The following is an 8,961-nucleotide window of genomic DNA, read 5'->3' on the forward strand; positions in this document are numbered from 1 at the left end:
CAGCTGAATAAGGTTTCTAAGATAAAAAAGGATGAGATCGAGAGTTGTATTCTAAAGGATTTAGAGTGTTCTGATATTTTCAGTGCAGTTCGCACTCTGAAGGACAATAATTACGGTAGTCTAGAATATGCAGGTATAGAGTATAAGAAAATATTTGACCCTAAAGTTGTTGAGCTTCTAAATGAAGAGTCAGTGAGAACTAATATCAGTGACTATTGTGATCGATATAATGATTTGGTAGAAAGCTCTCCTTTATTTAAAAAAGGGAAGTTTAATCCTATTAATGCAAATTCAGTATCAAAAAATCTAAAAAAAGAGCAGTTTTTTCAGGCAAGTCATAAAGTTTTGCTGAATGGCAAAGATGAGGTTGTTGTTAGTTGGAATGAGCTTGATCGCATCTTTGAAGAAGAAAAACAGAAAATATTTGAGGATGAAAATCTCCAAGAAATATCAAACAAGATCATTAGCGGCGTAGCTGCAGTAAAAACGTTTCAAGGTCTGTTGGAGGAATTTCCAGCAATATCTTCAAGCTTAGCAGACATTGATGAATTCAAAAAGATTTTATGGGGGTCATACTTTGAAAAATATAGGAGTATTTTTGATGAGCTGTTAGAACTACATGACAATAATAAAGATGAGTTGATTGCTATTGAAAACGAGGCACGCCTAGAAGAGACAGCATGGTACGAAGCACATGCGGTATTCAAAGAGCGCTTTCATGTTCCATTCTCCATGGATATTAAAAATCATAAAAACGCTATTCTGGGGACAACATCTCCTAATATCGTCTTTTCCTTCAAGAGTGAGAACGAAAGCGAAATTAAGTTTGATCGTGGTCAGCTAAAAAATCTTGACTTTCTTTCTGTTGGCGAACGTCGTGCGATGTATTTGCTTTATGTGATTTTTGAGTTCAAAGCGAGACTGGAAAGCGGTCGAGAGACCGTGATTTTGATCGATGATATTGCAGACTCGTTCGACTATAAAAATAAGTATGCAATTATAGAGTATCTGAAAGAATTAGCTCAAGAAGAGACATTTAGAATTATTGTCTTGACTCATAATTTTGATTTTTATCGAACTTTTCAAAGTCGGATTCTAGGCTCAGCTAAATGGCGTAACTCATTTATTGCGAAAAAGGACGATGAGTGTATAAATCTTCTAAAAGGCGGAAATAGAGGTGTAAGAAGCCCATTTGATCTTTGGAGAAATAACTACTTTAAGGATGAAGCTATACTCATTTCAATGATTCCATTTGTAAGAAATTTAGTTGAATATAAGGATGGGACTTCTTGCGAAGACTATGAGAAGTTAACATCTATGCTACACATCAAGTCTGATACGAGAAATTTGAAGCTCTCTGATCTGGAATTCCTTATTCACAAAACTATTTCAGCTAAAAGTTTGGATGCAGCTTTTGACCGAAACTGTTTAGTTATTGATCAGATTTATCAGGCTGCGGATAGTTTATGCACAGATGAGATCGAAAATGAAATTCGCCTAGAAAAAAAGGTCACACTTTCAATCGCTACAAGACTTAAAGCAGAAGAATTTATGTGGTTGCATGTAATTGATAAGTCACCGATCAACAATATGCAGACAGGTAAATTGTTTGATCGTTTAGTTCAAGAGAAAAAGTCTGCTGATCAAGAATTTACTCATATTAAAAAGATACTGAGTCAAGTTATACTCATGACTCCTGAAAACATACATATTAATTCATTTATGTACGAGCCGTTAATGGATATGTCTAATCATCATCTTGTTACTTTGTATCAACAAATTAAAAGTCTCAGTACAGTCGAAAGTCTCACTACGTCTGATTGCACTAATGTGAATCCTTTAGCGATTTAGTCAATAGTTTTTATTCTAGTTTGCAATAAAGACGTGCTCGAATAGATCAGCAGGGCAGTCCAAATACAACTGAAGCTGACTAGGTGTGTTTGGGTGAAGGGTTCCTGATACAAAAACACGCCTAATGTGAGCTGAATCGATGGGGCCACATATTGAAAGAAACCCAATGTGGATAATGACAGCCGCTTGGCGGCGTTGTTAAACCAGAGTAGCGGCATGGAAGTGGCGATGCCTGCGCCGATAAATAACAGCGTTAGTCCAGGACTGCTGCCAAAGGTGCCTGACCCGGTTTTGCTCCAGTAAAAAATCAGTAGCATTGCCACGGGTGTCATCAGAGCGGTTTCTACGGCTAATCCCACCATGGGAGATACTGCCACTACTTTGCGCAACAGGCCATAGAGCGCGAAGGTGCCTGCTAACCCCAGAGCAATCCAGGGGACTGAGCCAAACTGCCAGATGAAGTAGCTGACGCCGATGGTCGCTAGTGCAACCGCCACCCATTGCCCCCTGTAAAGTCTCTCTCTCAGCACCACAAACCCCAGCAGCACCGACACCAGCGGATTAATAAAATATCCCAGACTGGTTTCTACCACCTGGTCTGTATTCACACCATAAATATACAGACCCCAGTTAGCACTGAGCAACACCGCCGTGAGCAACAGCCCTAGCACCTGACGACGGGGCAGCTTGCGCAATTCTGAGAGCCGCTGCTGCAGGATCAAAATTAATCCCAGAAATACCAGCGACCACACCATGCGGTGGCTCAACACCTCAAGCGGTGAAGCCGCCTTAAAGAACTTCCAATAAATGGGCAGCAGCCCCCAGGAACCGTAGGCAAGAATGGCGTAGAGCGGACCTGTTTTAGTAGTCAAGGATTTATGCCGGTAGAGCGCATTTAAGCCTAGCAGCTACCCATGGAGGACACCATCTATACGGTGCATACTGATCCGCGATTTCTTAAATCGATGTAAACTTTTAATAAGAGTCAACCTTACGAGGTATTTCCCATGGCCAGCGGATTTGGCAAAGCTCAACCTAAACCCAAGGTGTCGGAGCGCACTAAGCGGCGGCAGGAAGCCTCTAAGGAAATGGATCAGCGCCGCTCCTCGGGCGATCCTGAGTTTGAGGTGCATATTCGCATTAAGGATAAAAAGCAGTGGTACCCGGTGGGTGTCGTGGCGGTAAAACGCTCTGTGGATATTGACCGGGCGATTTTTGCTAGCGAAGAAGATTTGCTCCAGGGAGCGTTTCGGATCTATCCCATTCTGCGAAAGAATCGTGACAACCTGGAATATGGCTACCGAGTAAAGGCATTTAAGGATGAGCCGATTACGCTGGCGGTTCCGCCTAAGCCGGGTATTGCTGGTGGTGTACAGGCGATTGCTGACCAGGTTAAAAATGGCGTAGCTGGTTTGTTTAAGCGGTAGATATTTGAAAGACACGGGTAATCAAATTCATCGTGTTAGTCCCCGGAGGGTGGTCAGCGACCAGTCTCCGGTTTTTAATGATGGTTGGGTTTATTGCGATGCTCCTCTGGAGCGGCATCGCCAACGCATTCCCCCCCCATCTCTACAAAAGGTTGCTAAAACCGTCCCGGTCAGCGTTCTTGACTACTACGCCCACCACTATCGCCACTCAGACCGTAACGTCTGGCGACAGCGGATTGAGTCAGGCCAGATTTTAGCGAACGATCTACCCGTCTCTCCTGATGCCCCGCTCATACCCGGCCAACGGCTGAGCTACCATCGCCCTCCCTGGCAGGAACCGCCAGTGCCCCTGGATCTTGTCACGCTCTACGAAGACGAGGTGCTGTGGGTGGTTAATAAGCCGTCAGGTTTACCTGTTCTGCCAGGAGGGCGTTTTTTGCAGCACACGTTGCTATGGCAGCTGCGCCAGCGGTGTCCGGTCGCTGCCCCGATTCATCGACTGGGTCGGGGGACTTCAGGGCTGGTACTGATTGCCAAAACTAAGACGGCTCGGGCCGATTTGAGTCGTCAGCTGCGTCAGCGTCAGCTGGGTAAAACCTATCGCACCCTGGTGGGACCGTTGGATCTGCCTGATCAGTTCACGGTTACCCAGCCCATTGGTAAGATTCCCTATCCTCAGCTAGGCCATATTTACGGAGCGACTCCTGATGGCTCTGAGGCCCAGAGTAACTGCCGCGTGCTCCAGCGCTGGGCGGATGCCGCGTTATTAGAGGTGACGATTCTCACGGGCAGACCCCACCAGATTCGGATTCATCTGGCGGCAATGGGTTATCCACTGCTGGGCGATCCGCTGTATGTGACCGGTGGTCATCCCCACCCCGATGGCACCGCTATCCCGAGTGACTGTGGCTACTGGCTCCATGCTTGGCGTTTGGCGTTTGTTCATCCAGCGGGTGAACCGATGACTTTAGTTTGTGACCCGCCGGATGAATTAAGTAGATGGCCCAAAGTAAACGTCTCTAACGCCGCTGGTTTCGACTTCGCTCAACCAGCTAATTTTAGGAATACGAGGGCTGAGCGGAGTCGAAGCCCGGATTGGGGATACCCAGCGGTTCTATCTGCCGCTAATATCAACATTGGCCCGCGCGCAAACCCAAACCCAATGACTCAATCCTCTACCAGCCGCATTGAAAAAGACTCCATGGGGGAAAAGGAAATTCCCTCGGCAGCTTACTACGGTATTCAAACCCTGCGGGCGGTGGAGAATTTTCCCATTAGTGGTCTGAAGCCGCTGCCTACCTATGTGGATGCTTGTTTACTGATTAAGAAAGCGGCTGCGATCGCAAACGGTGAACTCAACTGCATCCCCACCGACCTATCCCAGGCTATCGTCACCGCCGCCGATGAAATTCTTAAGGGCAGTCTGCGCGATCAGTTCGTCGTGGATGTGTATCAGGCGGGGGCAGGCACCTCGCATCATATGAATGTGAATGAAGTACTGGCCAATCGAGCGCTGGAGCTGCTAGGCGATGAAAAGGGCAACTACCAACGGGTGAGCCCCAACGACCATGTGAATTACGGGCAGTCCACGAATGATGTGATTCCCACCGCGATTCGCATTGGTGGGCTGCTGGCGTTGGAACATACGCTGTATCCGGGGTTGGAAGGTGCGATCGCAACGCTCCAGTCCAAAGCCGCTGAGTTTCAAGGCATTGTCCGCTCGGGCCGCACCCACATGCAGGACGCGGTGCCCATCCGCCTAGGCGAGAGCTTTCGCGCTTGGGAAGTCATTCTGAGCGATCATCTCCGCCGAATACGTACTGCTGCCCAAGATCTGCGCCAGCTAGGTTTGGGCGGTAGCGCCACCGGCACCGGTCTGAATACCCATCCCCAATATCGCTATCGCGTTGCCGAGCTGCTTTCTGAATTTACTGGCCAACCCCTGATGAGTGCGCCCCACCTGATGGCCGCCATGCAGAGTATGGCTCCCTTTGTGGCGGTCTCTAGCGCTCTCCGCAACCTGGCCCAGGACCTGGTTAAAATTTCCCACGACCTGCGTTTGCTCGATTCTGGTCCCAAAACCGGTCTCAAAGAAATTCAGCTGCCCCCGGTGCAGCCAGGCTCATCGATCATGCCAGGAAAATATAATCCGGTTATGGCCGAAATGACCTCCATGGTGTGCTTTCAAGTCATGGGGTACGATCAGGCCATTGCCTGTGCCGCCCAAGCCGGTCAGCTAGAGCTAAATGTGATGATGCCGCTGATTGCCTATGATTTGATTCACAGTATCGAAATCCTGGGCAACACTATCAGCGCCCTCGACAAACGCTGTCTGGCTGGTATCACCGCCCGTCCTGAACGCTGTCGTGACTTTGCTGAAGGCAGTCTGGCTCTGGTAACGGCGCTGAATACCCACATCGGCTATCTCAATGCCGCTGCTATTGCCAAAGAATCGTTGGAAACCGGCAAGTCCATGCGCCAGCTTGTGTTAGAGAAAGATCTGATGTCTGAAGATAAACTAAATGAGGTGCTCGACTTGGAGAAAATGAGCCAGATTCTCCACTAAAATCTTTCAAATCCCTGATCCTTCCATCGCTAACACTCATGACCTCTTACCAAGCCGCTGCCAACCCCTACGAACTTGAATCTGAAACCTGGTGGGTACAACAGTGGGTGGACCTGCTCAACTCCTACCGGTTCAAAAAGCGTCTAGAGCGAGGCCGTCGCTATGCCCGCGAAGGTCATATCCTCAAACTCGACTTTAAAGAATCCAAAGTCTTTGCATCGGTTCAGGGTACAGCTGCTGACCCCTACAAGCTTTCTATCTGGATCGAGCGCTTTGCTGACGAAGACTGGGCCTTTGTGATCGATACCCTGTCCCAAAAAGCGATTTACTCAGCCCAGCTGCTGGCGGGCGAGATGCCAGCCGATATTGAAAGCGTGTTTACGGCTAACGGATTGAGCCTGTTTCCCTTTACTTTGGCGGATGTGCATTCTAAATGTGACTGCCCCGATCCTAAAAATCCCTGTAAGCACATCGCGGCTGTTTACTATCAGCTAGCGGATGCTTTTCGGGAGGAGCCGTTTGTACTGTTTCAGCTACGAGGTCGCACCAAAGAGCAAATTATTGCCGCCATTCGTGAAAGGCGTAAACAACAGGTAGACGAAAATCCTGTGGAAACGGTGGCTGAAGAGACGGAAGAGATTGTTGTTGCTCCTGAGCCAACGTCTCAAACTCTCGATCTAGAGAACTTTTGGCAATATGATACTCCGCTGGACTCATCTCTAGTTGTGATTACTCCCGCAGAGCAAACGGTGTTAGATCTCCTGGGGCCGATGCCGTTACCCGCTAGCGATGCCCAGGTATTAAACGCGCATTTTACCAGTCTCTATCAAGCGGTTGCTCAGCAGGCCATGATGTCAGCCTTAAGCTGAGCAGCCTCTTGTTTAGAGAATAATAGACAGAATAACGCCCAGGTATATGACATAGAGACCGCCTAAAGCAGCGACTTCCCATAGCTCAAAGCTATATTTGTCCTGTTCGTCGCCCCAGCGGATCATGCCTCCGTAGGCGGCTGCAAACAATGCGACAAATGCTAAGTTGGCCAAGAACATGGGCATGTCCTGAATGGATGTGTTCACTAAGGCCAGCGGTACTAAGGCCAGGGACATGGTGGCCGTATTATCAGCAATAACGCTTGTGGTAGCGGCGGTTACCTGTCCACTGCGAGCGACGCTCCAGGTGGCAAACACTTCTGGGGCAATACTTAACGTAGAAGTGATAAATAGGCCGCCGATGAGCTGCGAAATGCCAAGAATGGACACAATCTGCTCAGTGGCCGTAACGGTAAGATAGGCTCCAAACGACAGTGCTAAGACTCCGGCGATGGATACCCAAATTTCTTCGGAAGACCAGTCTACCGTCTGCTTTTCTTGACGCTTTCGTAAGATTGCCTGGGCTAGGTAGATCCCATAGATGCCCAGCATAATGTAACCATCTATGGGCTGTAGCCCTCGCCATGGGGGCGGTAGTGTGAGCAGCGCTGCGATCGCAATAACGGCTAAATAGGGAAGGGCCTGGACTGTTAAGGCCTCACGTTTGACCCGCAGCAGGTGTCGATCCGGTAGGGGGGACCGATTCGCGTCAGCAGATGAATCTTGGGGGCGACTGCGATTGGCAAAATAGGCCACAGCGACAATGGCAGGCACCGAAATAATATTGCTACCTAGCAGGTTGCCCAGACCAATATCGGACAATCCCTTCATGGCGCTAGCGGTATTGGTGCCGATCTCTGGGCTGGCGGTGGCTAGCGCAACCAGTGCGGCTCCGGCGGCTTCAGACAGTCCCCACTGCTGTCTCAGCTTTTGTAGCGGGACAGATAGCTGGTCTGCTCCCCAGTGGGCTGACAAAATTGCCCCTAGCAGTGCAAGACTCCACAGTACTAAATTCATGTCAGCTAATTGGTATGGGACAGGCGACTTTTCTGTTCTATTTCATCTTGATACTATGAGAATAGAGGCGATGTACAAATCTGGCTAATGGATTATTTGCCTGTCAAAATGGTGCATCGCTCGTGAACTGTAAATACTCACGAGTGACAGGATGGAACAATTGGATAGATGTGGCATGGAGATGTAGCCGGGTTGCTGGCTCAGATTGAGCGTACAGTGAGTCTCCCAAAATGGGTGAGTTTAAGCCTTGAGGATGGGCAGCGTGGACTCGCAGCTGGTGGGTGCGCCCCGTATGGGGGACAAACTGAATCCGTGGATGCTGGCCTGTCTGCAGGATTTGAAACTGCGTCATGCTGGGTTTGCCGTGCGTTTCATCAACTGACTGTTTGGGACGTTCATCAGGATTACCCCAGAGAGGCAACTCAATGGTGCCAGAGTCGATAATAATCGGATGGCTGAGGAGAGCTTCGTAGGTTTTGTGGACCTGACGCTGGGAAAACTGCTGTCCTAAGGCTTTGTGGGCACTGGGCGATGTGGCCAGGACTAATAGGCCGGATGTGGCTTGATCCAGACGATGCACGGTTTGCAAGAAAGCATTGTCTGGTAGCTGGCAGCGGAGTCGGCTGAGCACACTATCCTGCTGGTGGTACCGCCGCCCTGGAACTGAGAGCAACCCTGCTGGTTTCTCGACAACAATCAATGCCTCGTCTTGATAGAGAATGGTCAGCGGTGATGTGTCAGTTACTGGTTTTGGTAGAGCTGACAGCTTGGTAATGCTCATAAGAATTTGGCAGTTTTCTGGAGAGTCTGTATAGAACTGTTCCGGATGATAGTCTCCCTTAGATTTCTTCCACCAAAATTCTGCCATGGCTAAGGGTTTAAGCCGATGAATAGCGGCGTAGTAAAGTAATTTCACCGCAGCACGTTGGCACAATGTCTCTAGCGAAGCATCAAACAGATTGTTTTCAAAAGTCTCTAATCTGGGATATTTATCGAGTCCTGCATACTCGGCATGATAGACAGCTTGCATTTGAGCCTGCCACTGCTGAGATAGTGTTGTGTACTGCTGTTTGAGTGTTTGTATCTGTTGTTCGGCTTGAGCAATATTTTTAGCGAGGGGAGTGAGTGCCTGATCTCGTTCCTGTTTTAGGTAACGACGTTCGAGGCTGTCCCGCTGGCTTTCTCGTTTAAGGGTGTTTAAAGCTTGGGTGAGGGCCCCGTCTCGCAGGGT

Annotated in this window: 7 protein-coding genes; 4 read left to right on the forward strand and 3 right to left on the reverse strand. The window is 48.9% G+C overall.

Going from position 1 to position 8,961, the window contains the following annotated elements; all coding sequences use genetic code 11:
* Window positions 1-1,851: ATP-binding protein (locus IQ260_RS22540; RefSeq protein ID WP_193995337.1), on the forward strand; the 1,851-nt coding region annotated here is incomplete at its 5' end.
* Here the strand turns inward: IQ260_RS22540 and rarD are convergent.
* Complete coding sequence (rarD, locus tag IQ260_RS22545; RefSeq protein WP_193995338.1) at window positions 1,848-2,723, reverse strand: EamA family transporter RarD; 876 nt, start codon at window positions 2,721-2,723, stop codon at window positions 1,848-1,850. The two genes, IQ260_RS22540 and rarD, sit on opposite strands and share 4 nt — an antisense overlap.
* Before the next feature lie 135 nt (window positions 2,724-2,858).
* Between rarD and IQ260_RS22550 the strand changes: the two genes are divergently transcribed.
* Genes IQ260_RS22550 through IQ260_RS22560 form a run of 3 tightly spaced genes read left to right on the forward strand, consistent with a single transcriptional unit; the run spans window position 2,859 to window position 6,713 of the window.
* Complete coding sequence (locus tag IQ260_RS22550) at window positions 2,859-3,278, forward strand: HHL1-like protein (protein ID WP_193995339.1); 420 nt, start codon at window positions 2,859-2,861, stop codon at window positions 3,276-3,278.
* A 4-nt stretch (window positions 3,279-3,282) separates the two neighbouring features.
* Window positions 3,283-5,844, forward strand: a complete 2,562-nt coding sequence (locus IQ260_RS22555; protein WP_193995340.1) for an aspartate ammonia-lyase — start codon at window positions 3,283-3,285, stop codon at window positions 5,842-5,844.
* A 38-nt stretch (window positions 5,845-5,882) separates the two neighbouring features.
* Window positions 5,883-6,713 carry an SWIM zinc finger family protein gene (locus IQ260_RS22560; RefSeq protein WP_193995341.1) on the forward strand — a complete coding sequence of 277 codons (831 nt, stop codon included), beginning with the start codon at window positions 5,883-5,885 and terminating at the stop codon, window positions 6,711-6,713.
* A gap of 12 nt (window positions 6,714-6,725) precedes the next feature.
* Here the strand turns inward: IQ260_RS22560 and IQ260_RS22565 are convergent, their stop codons facing one another.
* Both IQ260_RS22565 and IQ260_RS22570 read right to left on the reverse strand, forming a co-directional pair.
* Complete coding sequence (locus IQ260_RS22565; protein WP_193995342.1) at window positions 6,726-7,730, reverse strand: sodium:calcium antiporter; 1,005 nt, start codon at window positions 7,728-7,730, stop codon at window positions 6,726-6,728.
* A gap of 103 nt (window positions 7,731-7,833) precedes the next feature.
* Window positions 7,834-8,961 (reverse strand): pseudouridine synthase (locus IQ260_RS22570; protein ID WP_193995343.1); only part of this gene is annotated, 1,128 nt, incomplete at its 5' end.

This window comes from Leptolyngbya cf. ectocarpi LEGE 11479 (assembly GCF_015207065.1).
Taxonomy (GTDB): domain Bacteria; phylum Cyanobacteriota; class Cyanobacteriia; order Phormidesmidales; family Phormidesmidaceae; genus Leptothoe; species Leptothoe ectocarpi.

Bases quoted from the DNA above. Each gene is read 5' to 3' on its own strand.
- IQ260_RS22550 (WP_193995339.1), top strand. From the start codon at position 2,859: ATGGCCAGCGGATTTGGCAAAGCTCAACCTAAACCCAAGGTGTCGGAG.
- IQ260_RS22560 (WP_193995341.1), top strand. From the start codon at position 5,883: ATGACCTCTTACCAAGCCGCTGCCAACCCCTACGAACTTGAATCTGAA.
- IQ260_RS22565 (WP_193995342.1), bottom strand. From the start codon at position 7,730: ATGAATTTAGTACTGTGGAGTCTTGCACTGCTAGGGGCAATTTTGTCA.